This window comes from Actinospica acidithermotolerans, assembly GCF_018139625.1.
In the GTDB taxonomy this organism is placed as follows: Bacteria; Actinomycetota; Actinomycetes; order Streptomycetales; family Catenulisporaceae; genus Actinospica; species Actinospica acidithermotolerans.
On record NZ_JAGSOH010000068.1, the window covers coordinates 23,597 to 41,655 of the forward strand.

14 protein-coding genes and 1 pseudogene are annotated in these 18,059 nt (G+C 67.4%); 9 read left to right on the forward strand and 6 right to left on the reverse strand.

All coding sequences use genetic code 11. From position 1 onward, the window contains the following. Positions 1-442: 442 nt before the first annotated feature. Complete coding sequence (locus tag KDK95_RS21320) at positions 443-2,143, forward strand: RICIN domain-containing protein (RefSeq protein WP_212520002.1); 1,701 nt, start codon at positions 443-445, stop codon at positions 2,141-2,143. A 43-nt stretch (positions 2,144-2,186) separates the two neighbouring features. On the opposite strand, the gene KDK95_RS37790 is transcribed toward KDK95_RS21320, so the two are convergent. Beyond that, the gene (locus KDK95_RS37790) at positions 2,187-3,278 is read right to left on the reverse strand and encodes a LacI family DNA-binding transcriptional regulator (RefSeq protein WP_307844534.1); all 1,092 of its coding nucleotides are present in this window, start codon (positions 3,276-3,278) and stop codon (positions 2,187-2,189) included. A gap of 59 nt (positions 3,279-3,337) precedes the next feature. Further along, positions 3,338-6,856 (reverse strand): Ig domain-containing protein, encoded by a 3,519-nt coding sequence (locus KDK95_RS37455; protein ID WP_212520004.1) that lies wholly within the window; start codon positions 6,854-6,856, stop codon positions 3,338-3,340. Between the two features lie 897 nt (positions 6,857-7,753). Between KDK95_RS37455 and KDK95_RS21335 the strand changes: the two genes are divergently transcribed. After that, positions 7,754-8,275, forward strand: coding sequence for a TetR family transcriptional regulator (locus KDK95_RS21335; RefSeq protein ID WP_212520005.1), 522 nt, complete (start codon positions 7,754-7,756; stop codon positions 8,273-8,275). Positions 8,276-8,325: 50 nt separating this feature from the next. After that, a complete protein-coding gene (locus KDK95_RS21340; RefSeq protein ID WP_212520006.1) occupies positions 8,326-9,873 on the forward strand; it encodes a carboxylesterase/lipase family protein in 1,548 nt (515 codons plus the stop codon). A 292-nt stretch (positions 9,874-10,165) separates the two neighbouring features. On the opposite strand, the gene KDK95_RS21345 is transcribed toward KDK95_RS21340, so the two are convergent. The 3 genes from KDK95_RS21345 to KDK95_RS21355 all read right to left on the reverse strand — a co-directional run bounded on the left by KDK95_RS21345 (position 10,166) and on the right by KDK95_RS21355 (position 12,329). Next, positions 10,166-10,696 carry a site-specific integrase gene (locus tag KDK95_RS21345; RefSeq protein ID WP_212520007.1) on the reverse strand — a complete coding sequence of 177 codons (531 nt, stop codon included), beginning with the start codon at positions 10,694-10,696 and terminating at the stop codon, positions 10,166-10,168. Then, complete coding sequence (locus tag KDK95_RS21350; RefSeq protein WP_212520008.1) at positions 10,617-11,219, reverse strand: site-specific integrase; 603 nt, start codon at positions 11,217-11,219, stop codon at positions 10,617-10,619. Before KDK95_RS21350 ends, KDK95_RS21345 begins: the two co-directional genes overlap by 80 nt. A 225-nt stretch (positions 11,220-11,444) precedes the next feature. Continuing rightward, the gene (locus tag KDK95_RS21355; protein ID WP_212520009.1) at positions 11,445-12,329 is read right to left on the reverse strand and encodes a hypothetical protein; all 885 of its coding nucleotides are present in this window, start codon (positions 12,327-12,329) and stop codon (positions 11,445-11,447) included. Positions 12,330-12,462: 133 nt separating this feature from the next. Here KDK95_RS21355 and KDK95_RS21360 point away from each other — a divergent pair, with 133 nt between their 5' ends. The 6 genes from KDK95_RS21360 to KDK95_RS21385 all read left to right on the forward strand — a co-directional run bounded on the left by KDK95_RS21360 (position 12,463) and on the right by KDK95_RS21385 (position 17,806). Further along, positions 12,463-12,663 (forward strand): hypothetical protein, encoded by a 201-nt coding sequence (locus tag KDK95_RS21360; protein ID WP_212520010.1) that lies wholly within the window; start codon positions 12,463-12,465, stop codon positions 12,661-12,663. A 308-nt stretch (positions 12,664-12,971) separates the two neighbouring features. Then, positions 12,972-13,967 carry a radical SAM protein gene (locus tag KDK95_RS21365; RefSeq protein WP_212520011.1) on the forward strand — a complete coding sequence of 332 codons (996 nt, stop codon included), beginning with the start codon at positions 12,972-12,974 and terminating at the stop codon, positions 13,965-13,967. Between the two features lie 32 nt (positions 13,968-13,999). Further along, complete coding sequence (locus tag KDK95_RS21370; RefSeq protein WP_212520012.1) at positions 14,000-14,377, forward strand: DUF6375 family protein; 378 nt, start codon at positions 14,000-14,002, stop codon at positions 14,375-14,377. 1 nt (position 14,378) lies between these two features. Further along, the gene (locus KDK95_RS21375) at positions 14,379-15,851 is read left to right on the forward strand and encodes a serine/threonine-protein kinase (protein ID WP_212520013.1); all 1,473 of its coding nucleotides are present in this window, start codon (positions 14,379-14,381) and stop codon (positions 15,849-15,851) included. Continuing rightward, a complete protein-coding gene (locus KDK95_RS21380; protein WP_212520014.1) occupies positions 15,799-16,995 on the forward strand; it encodes a hypothetical protein in 1,197 nt (398 codons plus the stop codon). Before KDK95_RS21375 ends, KDK95_RS21380 begins: the two co-directional genes overlap by 53 nt. A 424-nt stretch (positions 16,996-17,419) precedes the next feature. Continuing rightward, the gene (locus KDK95_RS21385) at positions 17,420-17,806 is read left to right on the forward strand and encodes a 2Fe-2S iron-sulfur cluster-binding protein (protein WP_212520015.1); all 387 of its coding nucleotides are present in this window, start codon (positions 17,420-17,422) and stop codon (positions 17,804-17,806) included. 23 nt (positions 17,807-17,829) lie between these two features. On the opposite strand, the pseudogene KDK95_RS21390 reads toward KDK95_RS21385, so the two are convergent. Next, a pseudogene (locus KDK95_RS21390) lies at positions 17,830-18,059 on the reverse strand (IS5/IS1182 family transposase); the annotation flags it as partial.

Consider the following 18,059-nt stretch of genomic DNA (forward strand, 5'->3'; position numbering starts at 1 on the left):
TGGGGCACAGTCACTGAAACCGCCGCCTGAAGCGCTCTCCGGGTGCGCGAGGCCACCCAAACCTCCCTCACCGTCCCCCGCGCCAGGGAGTACCGGTCAAGGGCTTCCGATACCCCTCTGGCGGCTCACGGCCGTCTTCTTTTCGAAAACGGTTACACACACGTTCGGGCGTGCGCGGCCGGTTGCGCAAGGGCCGGAACGACAGCGCCTGTATGCCGAGCTTGTGGCTTCACTGCTGATGAATACAGATAAGCGGCCGTCACGCGTGGTCGCTTGCCTGACGATCGTCGAAAATTTCGCCGGGCGTGTGATTATTGCGCAACACCGCGCTCACCTCGACCATTGAGCAAACGTTTTCAACGGGCCATCCCGACTACAGGTGCTGACATCGCTGTCACGCGCCGGGCGGCCCGACGCACATCCGAATGGAGATCGATCAACGATGACGCCTCCACACGAGGATCCCGCCTCCACCACCCCGGTCAGCAGACGCGCCGTGCTCGCCACGCTCGGCCTGGGTATCGCCTCCGCCGCTGCGGCCGCCGCCCCGGCCTTTGTCCGCGTCGGCGCGACCGCGGCCGCTGCCACCACGTACGCCCACCCCGGTCTGCTGCACACGCAGGCCGACTTCGACCGGATGGCCACCCAGGTCAGCGCCGGGGCCCAACCGTGGAAAGCCGGATGGGACCGACTGGCGCGCAACTCCCACGCCTCCAGTAGCTGGACGGCGAGCCCGCAGACCTCCATCGTCCGCGGCTCGGGCTGCAGCGAAAACTACGGCACCGCCTACAACGACATCGCCGCGGCCTATCAGAACGCCCTGTACTGGAAGGTCACCGGCGACACCGCGCACGCGGACACCGCGGCAGCCATCCTCAACGGCTGGGCGTCCACGCTGGAGTCCATCAGCCTGTGCAGCTCCGACGGGTACCTGGCGGCCGGCCTGTACGGCTACCAGTTCGCCAACGCGGCCGAGATCATGCGCGACTACTCCGGGTTCGACCTGGCCGCGTTCCAGGACATGATGCTCAACGTCTTCTATCCGGTGAACTACGAATTCCTCGTCAACCACAACGACGCATGCGTTCACCACTACTGGGCGAACTGGGACCTGTGCAACATGTGCTCGATCCTGGCGATCGGGATACTCTGCGATGACAGCGCGAAGGTCAACCAGGCGATCGACTACTTCTACAGCGGCGCCGGCAACGGATCGATCAACAACCTGACGCCTTTCACCTACTCGGGCGGGCTGGCGCAGTGCCAGGAGAGCGGGCGCGACCAGGCGCACACCATGCTGGACGTCGCCCTGGTCGGCGCGTTCTGCCAGATGGCGTGGAACCAGGGCGTCGATCTGTTCGGCTATGAGAGCAACCGGGTTCTGCAGATGTGCGAGTACGTGGCCAAGTACAACCTCGGCAACGACGTGTCCTACACCACCTACAGCTGGTACGACGGCACCGACTGCGCCACGTTGAACTCGCAGACGACGATCTCCTCCAGCGGCCGCGGGAACATCCGCCCGTGCTGGGCCCTGATCTACAACCACTACGTCGCGCTCAAGGGCCTGTCCGCGCCCTACACCGCGGCCTACGCCACCCTCGTCGGCCCCGAGGGTGGCGGTGGCGACTACGGCAGCACGAGCGGCGGCTTCGACCAGCTCGGCTTCGGCACGCTGGCCTACACCCTGGACTCCGGGCCGCTACCGCACGGGATATACACGCTGACGAACCAGATGAGCGGCCTGAATCTGGACAACGACAGCGCGACCGCCGACGGCAGCGACGTCGTGCAGTGGACCGCCAACGGCGACAGCTCGCAACAGTGGGCTGCGATACCGCTGAGCGGCGGGAACTACACGTTGACCAACCAGATGAGCGGCAAGAACCTGGACAGCGACAGCTCGACCACCAACGGCCACGCCGTCGTGCAGTGGACCGCCAACGGGGACACCGCACAGCAGTGGAAAGCGGCGGCCGCGGGCGACGGTTACTTCACGCTGACGAACCACCTGAGCGGGAAGAACCTGGACAACGACAGCGTGACCACCAGCGGCAGCACCGTCGTGCAGTGGACCATCGACGGAGCCAGTTCTCAGAACTGGCTGCCAACCTGGGTCGGACCGTTCGAGTCCGGATATTGAGCGCAGATCCGATCAGCGACGCGGCACCTCCGGCCGGTCGGCATTACGCCGCCCGGCCGGGCGCCGCCGTCGACCCGCGCACCACCAGCCGCGCCGGCACGTCGAGGACCGCGGCCGCCCGGTGCGCCGACATCAGGTCCATCGCGGCCCGGGCCATCTCGTCGAGCGGCTGTACCAGCCTCGTGAGCGGCGGATCGGTCGCGTTCGCACGCTCGTACTGCAGCCCATCGCAGCAGATCACCGATATGTCACCGGGGATGCGTAAGCCCTTGGACGCGAATGCCGCACAGGCGCCGAGCGCGGCGCAATGGTCCGCGAACGCGATCGCGGTGGGCGGGGTGCGCAGCGAAAGCAAGCCGAGCGCGGCCCGGCTGTAGTCCTCGGCGGTTCGGCCGATACGCAGCACGTACTCGTCGTCAGTCCGGACCTCAGCGGCCTGCAGCGCATCGATGCAGCCGTCGACCAGCCGCTGCTGCCCCGGTACGTTCGCGGGTCCGGCGACCACGGCGATCCGCGTGTGGCCGAGGTCGAGGAGGTGGCGCACCGCGGTATGGCCACGGGTCCGCTCGTCCACGAGCACCGCGCACTCCCGAGCCTGCGGCCGCCCGGCCCCAACGGCACACGCCGCGATGGCGTGGGCGTCGAAGTAAGCCAGCTGCGCGTCTGAGAACTCCAGCAGAAGACTGATGACCGCACCGGCGCTTCGGGCGCTCATGGCCTCGAGCCATCGGCGCGGAGGCCGACGGCCCGACGGCCCGCCGTCTGGTTCGACGTCGGTCACGACGACGCCGAACCCGCGGGCGCACGCCTCCAGGCACACGGCTCGCAGAAGCCTCGACGTCGTCGGGCCGTCGAGCCGGTTCGCGACGACCTCGACCAGGCCTCCCGTCTCTCGGCGCCGAACCGCCTGGCCGTCCGCGATGGGATATCCCGCTCGGCCCAGCAGCGCGGCCACGCGCACCCGCGTGTCCGGGGCGACATCGGGTCGCCCGTTGAGCACCTTCGACACGGTCGAGATGGAGACCCCGGCGATGCGGGCTACCGCTCCGAGCGTCGGAGGCCGACTTGTGCTCTGTGCCACTTCGATCACCTTGCAGAGGGCGTTGAATACGCGGCCGGTGCCTCCTCGCCGCACCTTCGCCGCGGTGATCGGCCGGGCAACGCGCCGGGCCGATCACCGGTGTGTCGCTCCGACTAGCCGAGCGAGTACAGCTGCACCTCAGCGAGGTTGGTGTGGCCGCCGTGTCCGTCGTAGACCCGGATCATCGGCTGTGTCGTCGACGAGCCGAGGGCGAACGCGTACCACTGCGTGCCGACGGTGATGCCGCTGATCGTGACCAGCGTCGTCCAGGTGCTGCCGCCGTCGCTGGACCCCTGGATCAGGTCGCCGTTGCCGCGCAGGGGCAGGTTGGCCCGGGGGCGGATGCGCACGACGTCGAACGTCAGATCCGTTCCGCTCGGGGGCGTGACGGTGACCCATCCGTTGGCGGTCGTCGTGTCGGTGAAGGTGGTGGTGTCGCCGTCGAACATGCGCCACCCGTTGGCCGCGGCCGTGCCCGTTCCGGGGTATTGCGGCGTGGACGCGGTCACCCAGCTCTCCTCGATGGTCAGCTGCGTCGCGTTCGTGTTCCACAGCTGCAGCGAGGAGCCGTCCGTCGTGGCGATGATCGTGCCTCCGGTGGCGCCGGCGGCGGTCGTGTAGTCGATCTCGAACTGCAGGGCGCGCCCGTAGGCGACGTCGGCGGGCAGCACCACCGAGGCTGTCCAGTGCTCGCTGTCGGTGCTGGTCACCTGCGCGGTGACCCCCTCGATCGTGGCGGTGACGGACTGCAGGGCTTCGGTGGCGCTCATGGTGAGGGTGACGGTGTCGCCGTTCTCGGCCATGGCGGAGTTGCTGTCGTTCGAGGAGACGGACACCGAGTTCATGGCCGTGGACATCTCGACGCGCTGGCCGTAGATGTGGAACTCGCCAAAGCTCGTGATGCCGGGGTAGTTCGGGTCGGTCGCAGTACCGGGGTTGTCGACCTGGATCTTCAGGAACCGGTACGCCTTGCCCTGTACCGAGGACAGCACCGGGATCTTCTCCATGGCGAAGCCCTCGTCCGTGGTGTCCGTGGTCTCCCGGGACGTCAGCAGCGTCCAGTTCCTGCCGTCCTCGGCTCCGTAGACATTCGCTCCCTGGGAACGGTTGGCGAAGTCGTAGTACGCCTGGAGCCCGAACGCGTCGGCCTGCACCCGGAAACCGATGCCGAAGTCGAAGACGTCGGGAGTGGTGACCGAGCCGCCGGCGTTGGTGTTGTTGTCGCCGTCGGTCAGGGCGGCCATGTCGACCTGCGACCACTGCGCGGAGGTCGCCAGGCCCCAGTAGTCGAAGGATCCGTCGGCCAGCCGCGGGTTGAGCAATTGCAGCCCGGCGACGGCCTCCTGCAGCGCGACGAGGTCGGCGGCGAAGGTGGCGGAGTCGGCGGAGGCGATGTCGGCCGTGGCCGCCGCCTGCTTGGTCTTGACCGCGGTCGCCGTGGCGCTGACGTACACGGTGCTCGGGTCGTAGCCCGCCAGCGCCGCGTTCACGGCGTCCGTGCGGTTGGCGGCGGCCACGAGCGCGACGCGCAGCACCGTGTCGGTCGTGCCGTCCGAGGCCACGACGTAAGTGTGGCTGGTTCCTACCTGGCTTGCGGTCGGAGTCCAGGTGAGCGCGCCGGTACTCGCGTCGAGGGTGACCCCCTGCGGCAGGCCGAGGCCCGCGCTGTAGGTCACCGTGCCGCTTCCGGAGTACGTCGCCGCGAGATCGGCCGAGAGGGATTCTCCGACGATCGCGATCAGGGTGGTGTCGCTTCCCGCGGGGAACTGCGGGGGCGTGAGCTCGTTGACGGCGTCGAGGTTGACGGCCTCGATGTCCACGTAGACGCCGCCCGAGCCGACGACCGTGTAGTACGCGATGTCGATGTTGCCCAAGCCGCCGCGGATCTTGGTGTTGTCCACGTCGTAGGTGATGTACCGCCAGGCGCCTTGGGTGTCGGGCAGGGTGAGCGAGTAGTAGGGCTGGCTGGACATCGTCTTGCGGATCTGCAGCGTGGCCGTGCCGTTGGTGCGCAGCAGCACGCCGACCGGGCTGTAGCCGGACTGGCTCGGGTAGAGCAGCGTGCGGATCGCGAGCGTGACGCCCTTGGGGCACGCCGTCATCCGTACGTAGCTGGTGCCGCTGTCCTGCCCGATCGAGATCCCGCCGGTGATCGCGGCGGACCGCGTGGCGGCCTGGATCAGCGCGCTGCTCTGCGTCGGCGGGGTCGTTCCAGCCAGGGCGGCCGGGAACGACAGCCATGCGTCCGGGGTCCAGTCGGGGTTGCTGTTCCAGAAGTTGTACGCGGTGGTGCCCCAGTAGAACTGCGGGCCGTCGTCCTGCGTCGTCGCCACCTGGGTGATGCTCGGCGCGAGCCCTTCGACGCCGAGACCGAACCGGTACTTGTACACGTCGTACAGCTCATTGGTCGGGTCGAAGATCCGGCCCCGGAAGGCCTGGACTGGCACCCCTCCGTGTCCGGTGACGTCGATCCAGGGGATTTCCTTGCCCAGCATGTAGGAGAAGAACTGCTCCGAGCCGTGCAGCAGCCGGTCGTCGCCGAACCGGTACGGCGAGACGGCGTTGCTCGCGGTGGACACGGTTCCCTTGACCGGGTCCAGGAGCGTGCCCTGCACGTCGATCAGGCGCGCCAGCTGGCTGAGCTGGCTGACGTCGTCCCAGGCATGTGCCTGGTCGCGCCACATCTCGTTCACCTGGACGAACGACTTCTTGAAGGTGTTGAGCGGGTCGTTCTTGGCGATCAACGGCATGATCTTGATGAGCGCGCCGTTGGTGGCGTCGTCCGTGTTGGTGGAGTTGACCGAGAACCACTCGACCGCCTCCTGGTAGCGCGTCGCGTTGTCGGTGAAGATGTAGCCGGCGAGCGCGCCGACGAGCGCGTAGTTGTGCTGGTTCATGAAGAACGTGTTGCTGTACAGGAACGTGTTCGTCAGCGGCACGACCAGGTTGTCCGAGAGTTTGGTCGTGTCGGCGTCCTCCCACGTGAGGTCGTAGCTGTCCGTGCCCGCGTTCACGCTCGAATAGCGCATGATCTCGGCGGCCGCCAGCATCCGCATCAGCGGCACGCCGGTGTGGATGTGCGCGTCCGCGTAGACCACGTAGCCGTTCGGATCCATGTTGCTCCAGATCCGGATCAGCTTCATGGCGTTCTCGCGGTAGACGGGGTTGCCGGTCACGAAGTACATGATCGCCTGGGTGTACGCCCGGAACGCGTCGTCGATGAACTCCGACTGCACGCCCGACGAGTTGAACGCGGAGTACTTGGGCGTGTCCAGGGTCGAGCCCTGGTTCTGCGAGCTGAAGGTCTGGGAGGCGTACTTGGTGCTGGTCATGGCCGCGTAGTAGGACGCCCACGGCTCGACCCCCGCGAGCACCTGCGTGCGCGCGTTCTCCAGCGAGTCCGCGCTGACGGACAGGCCGGGGTGAACGAACCCGGCGCTCGAGGTCGACCTGGTCAGGGTGGGCGCCGCATAGCCGCTGGCCGAGGCGGTGGCGGCGCGAGCCGGTGCGGCCCGCCAGGTCAGACCCGCGACGGTGGCCGCCGCGGTGCCGAGCAGTATGTGCCGGCGGCTGAACGACCGCGGGATGTTGTTCTCCTGCGACTTTGCGGCAGGCGAAGATGCAGACGTCACTGTCTATCCTCTCGAAAACAATACATTTACTTAGCCGTCCCCGGGCCGATCCGGGGGCGGGAGTTGCTCGACGGCGCCCAACGCGAGTTCGCCGGCCGGAGCGGCGGCGCACCCGCGCGGACAGGCGGCAGGCTCACCGGCAGCAGCAGGGCCGGTGATGGCGAGAGCGGCCGCGTCCCGAAAGCGGGACCGCCTCTCTCCGGGAGTAGAGCCCGAGGACGAACGGGACGCGGTTCCGGCCGCCGAACGTGAGCGGCGGCAGCACGACCTCCATCGCATGAGCTTTTCGAAAACGGTTACAAGGCAAGCTAGGACCAGAGCGTTCGGTTGCGCAAGAGGTAACACGGACTCAATACGGCGAACCGGCCGCGCATCCACTGATCATCGGCCATGCGCGCCCCGAAGCGACGCGGACGTGGGCATCCACCTCAACTTCCATCCGGCCCGGCCCCGAGCAGTTGGCGGCGCCCACGGGGCATCATGGCACTGGTGGAGAAGAAACCGTATTCACAAATGCCTCCTCAAAGCGTGGCCGCGTGGCCGACTCCGCCAACGCGCGGCCCTTCTGCTCGGGCGGTCGACGGTGCGGGCTCCTCAGTGTCTAACGGGCCGGCGGCTTGCCTTTCCGGGCCGGGCGCCGGACGCCGAAACTCGCGAACGGCGCCAGGCGATCGCCGCGGGCAGGTCAAGAAGATCCACCCGCTCGGCTGCCGTGTCAATAAGTTTCCACCTGGCGAGCCGGTCCCCGATCGCCGGCAGCCGAGGCGCGCCCGCCTCGAGGCCAAGTAACACTTGACCGTTATTTCTCACTCGTGCAAAAGTGGCGGCGTGATGTTCGAATCGACAACGGTGGCCCCGGCCCGTGATCGGCGGGTTCGCCGGTCCCGCGCAGCGCTCATGGGTGCCGCGATCGCGGTGGTCACCGCGCGGGGCACGGCCGACGTACCGGTCTCTGAGATCGCCGAGGTGGCCGACGTGAGTCGGCGTCTGGTCTACCAGCAGTACGCGGACCGCGAGACGCTGCTGCTGGAGGCGGCGCTCGATCTCGCGCGGCGCGAGGTTCTGCCGCAGATCGCGGACAGCGGCGCCGTTGCCTCGGGGCGTGTCAGGGCGTTGGCGGTGGCCCGGCACATGGCCGAGCACCGGGTCTTCTACCGCGCGTTACTCCTGAGCCCGTGCGCGTACGAGCTGAGCAAAGCGCTGCACAGCCTGTTCCTTCCGGTCAACCTGGCCGCAGTCCGCGAGAGGTACGGCGACGGCCTGGACGAGCGCGCCGCCGACGACATCGCCAGGGTGCTGACCGGCGGATGGGGCAGCCTTCTGCAGGACTGGCTGATCGAGGCGCCGGACCCGCTCGATCCGCAGGATTACACCGACCGGGTTCTGCGCACCGCTCAGGTGCTACTCCAACTTCCCTGACCATCCGTCGCAGCCGACAAGTCCGTTTTTCATCCGGGAGGTTCCGATCCATGACGACGCCGTCTTCTCCCACTCTCGCCGATCCGACCGAGCCCGAGGTGCGCACGACCGCCGGCCTGGTACGCGGACGCAGCGAGGACGGTCTCGCCGTCTTCCGCGGCATCCCGTTCGCCGAGCCGCCGGTCGGCGAGAGGCGGTTCGCCGCTCCCCACCCCGCGCGCGCCTGGAACGGAGTCAGGCCGGCATACTGTTTCGGACCGCCCTGCCCGCAGGAACTGCCGCCTGGCGCACAGCACTCGGCGGCCGCCTTCCCCGAGGGCGACGAGTGGCTGACGGTCAACGTCTGGAGCCCTGAACCGGATCCGGGCGCCCGCTGGCCGGTCATGGTCGGGATCCACGGCGGCGCCTACAAGCTCGGCTACTCCGGCAGCCCCGGATACGACGCCCGCCGGATCGCGTCCGCCGGGAACGTCGTGGTGGTCAGCCTCAACTACCGCCTGGGTGTCGAGGGCTTCGCCCGCATCGAGGGCGCACCGGCCAACCGCGGGCTCCTGGACCAGGTGGCAGCCCTCACCTGGGTTCAGGAGAACATCGCGGCCTTCGGCGGGGACCCGGACCAGGTCACCGTGTTCGGCGAATCGGCCGGAGCCGGTTCGATCGCCGCCCTGCTGGCCATGCCGAGCGCCAGGGGCCTGTTCCATCGCGCGATCCTGCAGAGCGTGCCGGGCACGTTCCTGTCGGACGAACTCGCCGTGGACGTAGCGGCCGTCATCGCCGCCGAGGCCGGGACCCGCCCCACCGCCGCCGACCTGGCGGCGATCGACCCGTTGCGGTTGCCCGATGCGGGAGCTGCCGCAGCCGCGACGATGGCGCGCCATGAGCACCGGTGGGGCATCTTCGCTCGCACGATCACCCCGTTCTCTCCGGTCGTCGACGGCGAGATCCTGCCGACCGATCCGTGGCAGGCGCTCTCCGCGGGCGCAGGCCGTGATGTGGATCTGATCGTCGGTCATACGAAGGACGAATACCGCCTGTTCATCGCCATGGCCGGGCAGCTGGGCAAGATCGGCGAGCAGGACGCCGAAGCCGCGCTCGAGGCCTTCGCCCCGCAGCCGCACGGAGCTGACGCGTACCGCAAGGCCTTCCCGAACGCCACACCCGGTGATCTCTACGAACTCGTGCAGACGGACTGGCTCTTCCGCATGCCCACATTGCACCTGGCCGAAGCCCAGGCCGCAGGCGGCGGCCGGGCCCACCTCTACGAACTGACGTGGGCCACGCCCGGCAGCGGCGGCATCTTCGGCGCGCCGCACGGCCTGGACGGCCCGCTGCTCTTCGGAACCTTCGAAGCCCACCTCGGCCCGATGCTGCTCGGTCCCGAACCCACCGGACAGGCGGTAGTCCTGGGCGAACGGATGCGCCACGCGTGGACCGCGTTCGCCGCCACCGGCGATCCCGGCTGGCCGCCCTACAACGCCGACCGACGCACCACCCAGGTCTTCGACGACGAACCAGTCGCCACCGCCTACCCCGAGGACGCATCCCGTCTCATCTGGCAGCACCACACCTTCTCCGCGCTCCCGCTACTCACCCGCTAGGCACAGCCGTGCAGCGTGACGGCCTGACAGCGGTGACAGCGCTGCCTGAGATCGTGGCGATCACGGGGCGGATGCGAAATTTTCCTCGTCAGAGCGGCCCTCCTCCCCGGGCAAGGCGAAAAGCCTTCGACCGCGAAGACGATCCCCGTGCTAATGGATCTCACCGTGGAGGGAAACGACCTCCACGGCCACGTCATGACCTGCCACCGGTCGCTGGGCGGCACTGCCCTTGGCGTGGGGTGGTAGCTGGGCGTTGACAAGGGCGAGTTTCCCGCGGGCCGCCTTCGCACCCTTACCGATCAGCCAATAGTTGCCGCGAACCGGGCATCCGATGCTCGCGGGATCCACCTGCTCGAACTCTTTGATCAACCACCCGGCCGCCTCGAGCCGGGCAAGGATCGGACAGAGCTTGCCGCTGGGAAAGCCCGTCCCGCGCATCAGGTCGTGACTCCCACAGTGTCTGAAGCCCGTCAGCCATGGCTTCGCGCATCGGCAGGGTGGTGTGGTCGTAGACGCGGCGCATGCCGGGCGGGCGGTGTCCGAGCCGCTCGTCTTGCAAGATCTCCGGGACGGCGAGTTCCGTCAGAATCGTCTTGTGCGTGTGGCGCAGGTCCTGGAAGCGCAGCCCGCGGTAGACCGGCCCAGTTCCCGGCTCGCGCAGGCTCCCGTCGCGGGCGTAGCGCGGCAGCCTGCCGTCGCACGCCGCCCGCCACGCATGCCAGAAGTCGCTGTGCCGGATCGGCTCACCACACCGGTTCGCGAACAGCAGCGGCCGCCCGCCAACCGCCTCGACCCTCTCGGACAGAAGGTCGGCGAGGAACACCGGAAGGTCGATAGTCCGGCCGCACCCGTTCTTGGGGGGGACCGAAGTACCTGCGGGCGTGCACGTCCTCGTGCACCGCGCCAAACCGCGCATCGACCTCGTAGACTCCCCCGCCGACGCCGAGCCCTGCCGGCTGCAGGCGCAGGTATCCCGTGCGCATCCCGCACACCTCCCCCCACCGCATCCCGGTGAACCCCGCCACGACCACCATCAGCGACTCCTGCGCAGGCAGCCGCCGCGCCACCGCCATCACCGTGCGAAGGTCCACGGCGATCCCCGCCCGCACCGGCTGCCCCTGGCCGGCGCGCCGCCGCCGAACGACCCCCACACTCGACGGCGCCAGACCCCGCTCCCGCAGGCCCCGGGCGAACTGCGACAGGTCCAGCGCGCCGACCTCGTCCAGCCGCACCCGCGCGAAACGCGGACCGACATGCCGCCGGTACTGCTGCGCGTACGACTCCAGCGTGCCCGGCGCCAGATCCACTGCCGGGAACCACCGCGCCCACCACTGCCCCACCGTCATACCCGGCAGACCACGAGTCCTACGGGGTCCTGTTTGGCCAGAAGCGATCGCCATATCACACCTGCTCAAAGCCTTTTTTCGTGCCTGAGCTTTCATAGTGATCTGGAAATAGGTAGATGTCTAGCCATGCAGTGCCCGTGCCTGAACTGGATTTCTACGCGGCTTGGTCCGGGGTGGGGCGACGGCGGGTGAGGCGGCCGTGACGGTGGTCCCCCTATGCGGGGATCACGTCGCCCAGTTGAAACTGGGGATGGGCGCCTTGGCGATCTCGGCGGCGCGCTGCGGGAACATGCTCACGAGGCCGAGTGAGGTCAGCAGGTCTCCGCAGGCGCGGTTGAGCGTGGCCTCCGCGGTGGCGGGCTCGTACATGTCGGGGTTGGTTGCCGGGGCTTGGGCGGCGAGGAACGGTTGGAGGACTATGTAGTCGGCGAAGCTCACCAGGTGGGTGTGGCGGGCGAGGTTGAACTGCTCGTCGCTGATCTCGCCGGCGTTGAGCTTCTTCACGGCGTGTACGCGGGCCTTGATGCTCTGGATGACCGAGTCGACCAGGAGGGGTGCGGCCGGGTGCCCGACGGCGCGGCGCACCCGGTGGTGGCCGGGTTCGAATACCGCGCGGGTGGCGGCCTCCAGTTCCCTGAAGTCGACCTTCCCGGTGTAGGCGGAGTCGCTGATCACCGTGCGCAGGTGGCGGCGGGCCGCCTCGCTGGCTGCGGGATTGTCGAGGGATAGGAGCATTTCCTGCGCGGTCTCCCTCGCCCCGCGCAGGCTCGTTCGGCTGTCGCCGAGCCAGGTTGTCATCGCCAGCCGAGCCTGGCGCAGCGGGACGTAGGAGTCGCCGAAGTAGAGCCACAGGCCGACGGGGATCTTCGCCAGGCCCCGGATGCGGGTGGTCGGCCGGTGGTGGAGCAGGGTGAGGAAGAGTTTGCGCTGCTCCTCGGCATAGAGCGCGGGAAGTGAGCCGTGGCCTTTGCCCGCCGGCCGGCGGGTGGGGTAGTCGAGCAGCCCTGCCTGGGTCCAGTCCCGGATCAGCCGGGGGTTCGCCTCGTGCTGGCGAGTTCGGGCGTCGGCGACGAGCTGGTCGATCGTTCCCGGCCCGGTGATGTCCTCCACGCTATGGAGATTACACCTGATTGGAGTTCTTAAACCGTTGCGCCCGGGTGTGAACTGGGAAGACCCTGGGTTAGACAAGACACTCACCCGGTCCAGATCCGGCTGAGCCCGGTCTAGCAGAGGGAGCATGAAGATGGCTGGTAAGTCTCCGATGATCAACCCGTCCGTGCTGGTCTTCCTCGCGGCCGTGTACCACGCGTGCACGTTCGCGGCCGACGCCGAGGCCTACCTGAAGAACCTGCGCCGCCTCGGCGCGAATCCGAGCATGGCGAACCTGATCAGGGTGGTGGTCGCCGAGGGAGTCCTCATCAAGGATCTGGGGCTGGCCGGATAGGTGGGGCCCCGGGCTCCGCGAGAGGCGGCCCGCCCACGAAGCGGGCCGCCCTCCACCCGCGGCTCGCGTAAGGCCACCGGTTGATCCGTGGTCACCAGTTAATGCGGCACGAGGCACGAGGTCGGTTTCTGTGCCCTGGTTTCCCTCGTCCGTGCGGTAGCTGCCGGGCTTCCGACCGCGAGCCGGCGTGCGGCATCGGTGCGGAGACGACACCGGATCTGGCCATTATGCGTTCGGCAGTGCGGCCAATGACGCTAAGGGAGAGCGGGGGTTCGCAGCGGGCTGTCGCCCGCTCATACTCAGGCCACATGCAGTTCCTGGTGCCCTGGCAGGCCATCGAATGGGCGGCTCCGCTTCACCGCATCGCGCCACGCGCCAGCTACAGAAGTGGCATGATAATGCCAGTGACGTGCAAAGTTCGTTTGTCCGAGGCGGGCGTACATCTGTTCGACCGTCGATCCGGGCTCAACGTCCTGCTTGATGAGGTGGACGTGCCCCCGCAGCGGTACTCCCTGGCGCCTCGATACCTCTCGATCGCGTTGACCAATGCCTGCGAGCTTCGATGCTCCTACTGCTACGCACCGAAGTCTGCCGCCGCTCTCGACGTCGGTCGCGTTATCGCGTGGTCGACCGAACTGGACGGCGCGGGCTGTCTCGGCATCGGCTTCGGCGGCGGTGAGCCGACCGCGCACCGTCAGTTCGTCGAGCTCTGCACCAGCGTTGCGAGATCGACTTCGATGGCGGTCACCTTCACTACCCATGGCCACCGGCTCACCCCTGGGATGGTCGAGGCGCTTCGCGGATCTGTCCACTTCGCGCGCCTGTCAGTCGACGGGATCGGGGCAACGTACGAGCGCCTGCGGCATCGGCCGTTCGACTCCGTGGTCTTGGCGGCCAATCTGCTGCGATCGATTACTCCGATCGGCATCAACGTGGTCGTCAACGGCGACACGGTCGGCGACCTCGATGACTTGGCCGAGTTCGCAGTTGGCGTCGGGGCCTCTGAGCTGTTGCTGCTGCCGGAACAGCCGACCAAGGCCACGTCGGGCATCTCCGACGCGGACGCGCAGCGCCTGCTGGCCTGGCTGCGCGACACCCGGTGTCCGGTGCGGCTCGCGATCTCGCGTTCGGGGCTCGAATCTGAGGTACCGGTGGCTAACGCCATTCCGGGTGAGTTGCCGCTGGATGCTCACATGCATGTCGATGCTACCGGAGTCCTTCGTCCTCATGCGTACGCGCGCGCGGGAACACTGATCGAGGGCTCCATATTGAACGCCGTGCAAGCCCTACGGGAGTTGGTATGAGAATCTGGCACAGCCACGGCTCGGAGCACTCGATGGATCTGGTTCTGATCGGCACGTTCGAAACCGCCTCAGGCGCGGAGGCGGCGGAAGAGCGGATGAAGGCTCTCAAGACCCTCGCCGAAGCCGAGTGGTCCGACGACGCCTGGCACAGCAGCGTCGAACGGATGCCCGAGGCAATCGTCGACGAGCTGATCAAATTGAACCTTCCCACCATGGGTCGCTACGACGTCGACAACTACGCGTTCGAGCACTCGGTTGAACGCGATGCGACGATTGTTCGCATCGCTACCGAGGAGAGCGAAATCCAGGGCTTCCTGAAGGTAATGCTCCAGCTCGGTGCGCGGGTTCAAGTGTTCTCGCGTCACGAGTGGAACGAGGACGGCACGCCGCGCACGGGAGCCGATAGCTGAGATGGCCTTGGATCTCACTCGCTTGGAACAGCTCCCGGGCGCCGCCGACGCCAACCTCGAGGCACTCACGCGAGCAGTTGTATCTCGCCGCTACGGCAAGCTCGGTGCCCTGCGCGAGCGGCGCAACCAGCCGGGCGTCGAGTTCTACCTCCGTGTCGAGCATCGCGGTGAGCTCGGGGACGCGGGACGCGTGTGGGGATGGTCGTGCAAGTGGTTCGTCCTCAACAACAAGAACGAGTTCTTCGCAAAGCAGCGCACGCTGATCGAGGAGTCTCTCGCCAAGGCGATCGAGAATGTCGATGGGCTGACCGACTTCGTGCTATGTCTTCCAATGCGTCCCGCGAAGAACGACGAGCAGTGGATCAATGACCTCGGCAAGGCAGCAGGCGTCACGACCAGGCTGTGGGCGTCGGAGAATTTCGACGAGCAGCTCGCGGGGCACGATGAGCTGCGCTCCACCTTCTTCGGCGAGCTCGTGCTCACACCGAACGTTCTCGCCAAGGTCCACGAGCGGTCTGTGGCGCCGGTCAAGGCGCGGTGGGAACCCTCGCTGCACACCTCGAATCACGTGGAACAGCGCATCGATCGTGCGCTGCTGCGGCCGGCATCGTTTGAAGCCCTAGACGAACAGGTGCGCATCGTCGCGACCCGCGCCGCTGCGTTGCGTGACTCCCTCGGAGAGATCGATGATGAGGTTGCGCGCGCGACCGCCGGTGCAGTCGCCGATGACCTGGAGCAGTTCGTCGATGCGCTGGCGGCGATCGTGGATGCTGGCAAGAGCCGCAGGCCGATCGAGGCCCTCGAGCGCATCGTCGACCAGCGACCTCCCGCCACGACGCCACGCGTGCTGCGCTCCGTCGTTTTGAGCCTTAGAAAGCGAGCCCTCTCGGCCGCTCCCGCAGCTACCGGTATCGGAGCGAACATCCGCGACATCCTCGAATGGTTGGAGGATGCGAAGACGAATGCGCAAGCTCCGTTGACGGCGATCGTCGCTGCGGCCGGGCAGGGCAAGACGCACCTTGCCGCTCAGCTAACGGCGGCGGTGGGCGAGCCGACTTCGGGAGTGTTCATTCCAGGTGGTTGGCTGCGCGTCGGGGGCACCCTCGATGATCTGGCGCGGCGAGTCCCCGGGACGAGGGTCGAACGATTCGAGGACCTGCTCGAGGCGCTGAACTCAGCTGGTATCCGTTCAAATTCTCGAATCCCGGTCGTCATCGGCGTTCGAGCAAGCATTGTCCGGCTGGCTGGAAGCGCTACACGACCGGTACCTCGCCGCCGGATCCAGCCCTACGTCGCACGAAATGCTGCGCAGCTACATCCGGTCCGCCTACGAATTCGCCGGAACCAACCACCCCGGCGCCGTACCGGAAACCGTGGATCCCTTCTCCCTCACCTTCGAAGCTACTTCGTCCGCGCCGGTGATGGACGACGACGATCCGAACGCCGCGGAGTGCGCCAGCACCTTCGGTATTGACTTCGAGAACTACGTGATCGGACTCGCTGTCGCGGACAGAGACAACTACGACTTCGAACACGAGGGCTACCGCCGCGCCCGCGGCGAAGTCATGGCACGGGTCTGGGACCTCGGCTGGCGCGCGGCGAGCCTCGGCGGCGTCGACCGCCAAATTGCCGAACGCGGCGAACTCTCGTCGACACGCGCAAGGGTCGAGCGCTACGGCAAGAAATACGGATGGATCGGCTACCACGAACTGCTCGGCCGCCTCGCCGACGCCGGGAACCTCCCCGCCTGGTGGGTCGCCGCGGGGCGACACATCTCGCCCGACATCGACCCGACATTTCCCCAGGCCCCGCCTGTACCGCCCTTCCCGCTCCCGGAGTGGGCACCCGCGGGTCAGGTGAACGAACAAACCTGGCTGCGGACGGGCTCCGTGAACATCCCGGCTGATCTTTGGGCTCCCGAGGAGATTCACGGCGTCCCCGGCGGATGGCTGCTCGTCGAGGGATACCTGCAGCACCGTCTCGACGGAAGGAAGGTGTTCGGGTTCTTCCGCACGATCCTGCTCGACCCGGGCGATCTTGCGCGAGCTGTGGACCTGGCCGGGGAAATCAACTACCCCGGAAACCACTTCTTTCCCGAACTGCCAGCAGTCCGGGACGTGTTCGCCGGCGAGATGCCCTGGAGCGCGCGCTTCGAGGTGAAGTACGACGACGAAAATCCGGACTTCCAGCCCCGCCCTGCTCTGCGCCGCAACTGGCGCGACGAGGGGATCAGCGTCGCCCAACTGGGCGTTGATTTTTATCCGGTCGAGGGGCAGACAGAGCTCGATCAAGCATTCTCAGTGCCTTCGTATGAGTTTGCCGACCAGTTCGGGCTTCGCCAACTGCCTGGCACGCTGGATCTTGTCGGACTGGACGGCAGCCGGGTCTCGGCCACGTTTCGCGTGGACGAACCTTGGCGCGGAAACCTGCTGTTCCTACGCCGCGCCCACGTACTCGAATTCGCCGGAGATCGTAGAGTCGTGCAGGTCGCTTGGGGTGAGCGGGAGGTAACCGTCCAGTGGAACGCAGTGCCCGCATGGGTTCGCTCCGCGCAAGAGAGCTACGAGCACATCTGGCGCAGCCTCAACACGCTCGACCAACCTGCCCGCCCCGCGTAGATCGAGCCGACCGTCACCGCACCTGATACGAGCAAGCTCAAGCCGTGGGCCGCAGGGACGCCTTGCGTCCAACCCTCTGCGGAAGTTCCGCGGACAGGTCGAAGGCGCCGGGGCTGCAGCGGACAGTCCGCATCAGCTCCCTGCGCCGCCCTCGACTTCCCAGGTGGCGGCATCGCCCGCGTGCCGTGTATCAGACCTCTGAAGTGGGGAAAATCTGGGGAAGATCCGACGCAAAACCCGGCAGCACATGGCAGAGATCTGCAGAGAACCGCACGGGATCGCAGCATAATGCGAGGCGGGTGCCGGTGATCCCCGGAGGAGGTCGTTCGCGCCGCCGGCAGATTCCGGATAGGGCAGCCGGGTCGGGCCACTGTCGATGAGTACCTGCCCCGGAGCGGACAAACTCTCCAGCAGGTAGGTGTGCTTGGCCAGTTTGGATATCGCGTCCTTGCGGTGGACCGAGCAAGGACGACCTGCGGGCCTGCTGCGCTTCGAAAGCTTCGGAAGCGGCGGCAGCCTGCCTTCTCTGCCCTTCGAGCTGCGGGTGCCGCGGCTCGGCCTGCAAACCGTAGTAGGCCCTGACGTCAGTGCCGTCGAAGCGCTCGAAAGGATCGGCGCGGAGGTGATGACCGACTGCCTGCGCGGCGACTGCGGACTCTGCGTCGTTCCCGTGCTGGCCCTCGACGGTCGGCTCGACCATCGTGACGTCTTCCTCAGCCGACGGCAGAAGAGCCTGGATGATGCGATGGCGCTCTGCGTCTCCCGCGTCGCCGGCGGCTCGGTCAGCATCGACCTGCCGCGGCGCGCCTAGCCGCCAGCGGTTCGTAGTTCGGATCATGTGGCTGGGTTGAGGGCCTTCAGCCACATGATCGATCCTCGCAGGTGGAGTCCGGCTTCGTAGCTTTCCGGGCTCTTGTCGTATCGGGTGGCAAGGCCCCGCCAGGTCTTGATCTTCTGGAAGCAGCGTTCGACGGTGTTGCGCTGCTTGTAGCGTCGGGTGTCGTAGGAGATCGGCCGTCCGCCCTTCGAGCCCTTCTTCTTCCGGTTCGCCTGCTGGTCGGCCT

What these genes read in the sequence shown, in the direction of transcription:
- KDK95_RS21320 (WP_212520002.1), top strand. Translation starts at nt 443, where the DNA reads ATGACGCCTCCACACGAGGATCCCGCCTCCACCACCCCGGTCAGCAGA.
- KDK95_RS21335 (WP_212520005.1), top strand. Translation starts at nt 7,754, where the DNA reads ATGGGTGCCGCGATCGCGGTGGTCACCGCGCGGGGCACGGCCGACGTA.
- KDK95_RS21340 (WP_212520006.1), top strand. Translation starts at nt 8,326, where the DNA reads ATGACGACGCCGTCTTCTCCCACTCTCGCCGATCCGACCGAGCCCGAG.
- KDK95_RS21350 (WP_212520008.1), bottom strand. Translation starts at nt 11,219, where the DNA reads ATGACGGTGGGGCAGTGGTGGGCGCGGTGGTTCCCGGCAGTGGATCTG.
- KDK95_RS21360 (WP_212520010.1), top strand. Translation starts at nt 12,463, where the DNA reads ATGGCTGGTAAGTCTCCGATGATCAACCCGTCCGTGCTGGTCTTCCTC.
- KDK95_RS21365 (WP_212520011.1), top strand. Translation starts at nt 12,972, where the DNA reads ATGCAGTTCCTGGTGCCCTGGCAGGCCATCGAATGGGCGGCTCCGCTT.
- KDK95_RS21370 (WP_212520012.1), top strand. Translation starts at nt 14,000, where the DNA reads ATGGATCTGGTTCTGATCGGCACGTTCGAAACCGCCTCAGGCGCGGAG.
- KDK95_RS21375 (WP_212520013.1), top strand. Translation starts at nt 14,379, where the DNA reads ATGGCCTTGGATCTCACTCGCTTGGAACAGCTCCCGGGCGCCGCCGAC.
- KDK95_RS21380 (WP_212520014.1), top strand. Translation starts at nt 15,799, where the DNA reads ATGGACGACGACGATCCGAACGCCGCGGAGTGCGCCAGCACCTTCGGT.